The organism is Vibrio sp. 378, from assembly GCF_033339435.1.
Genome location: NZ_JAWOUO010000891.1, coordinates 1 through 579, shown reverse-complemented (window position 1 = coordinate 579; position 579 = coordinate 1). Strand labels below are relative to the sequence as shown.

Annotated in this window: 1 protein-coding gene; it reads left to right on the top strand. The window is 44.6% G+C overall.

All coding sequences use genetic code 11. The features are described 5' to 3' along the window. Positions 1-104: 104 nt before the first annotated feature. Positions 105-579: DUF523 domain-containing protein (locus tag R7Q48_RS29435; RefSeq protein WP_318133900.1), on the top strand; the 475-nt coding region annotated here is incomplete at its 3' end.

Below are 579 nucleotides of genomic sequence, written 5' to 3'. Positions count from 1 at the left end.
TATGCGTTAGGTTTAGTGGTTAAGGTGGTATGCGGCGGCTTCGGTATTGCGTTGCTCACACCTTAACAGGGCGTTAGCTATTTCTCGTATATAAAGGAGTTCCAGTGGTAAAAGTTCTCGTTAGTTCATGTCTGGTTGGAAACAACGTTAGATACAATGCGAGCTGTTTATCAGTCAAAGAGCCTGAGTTGCTATGGCTCAAGTCAAACGCAGAACTAGTGACCTTTTGCCCCGAAGTCTCAGCAGGTTTACCTATTCCTAGAGCACCTGCCGAAATCATTACTGGTAAAGGTGTTGATGTGCTTGATGGTTTGGCAAACGTTGTTGGAAATGATGGTATTGATGTTACTGAACAATTTGTAAGTGGGGCAGAGAACGCTTTGGATCTTTGCAAAAAACAGCAAATAAAGTACGCGATACTCGCGGAAGGCAGCCCTTCCTGTGGCAGTTCAAAAATTTATGACGGTACATTCAACGGGATCAAAATCGATGGCTCAGGGGTAGCTACTGCATTGTTAGAGCGCAATGGAATTAAAGTCTACAGTCAACATACGATAGCTAAGCTCCGAGAGGCGTTGG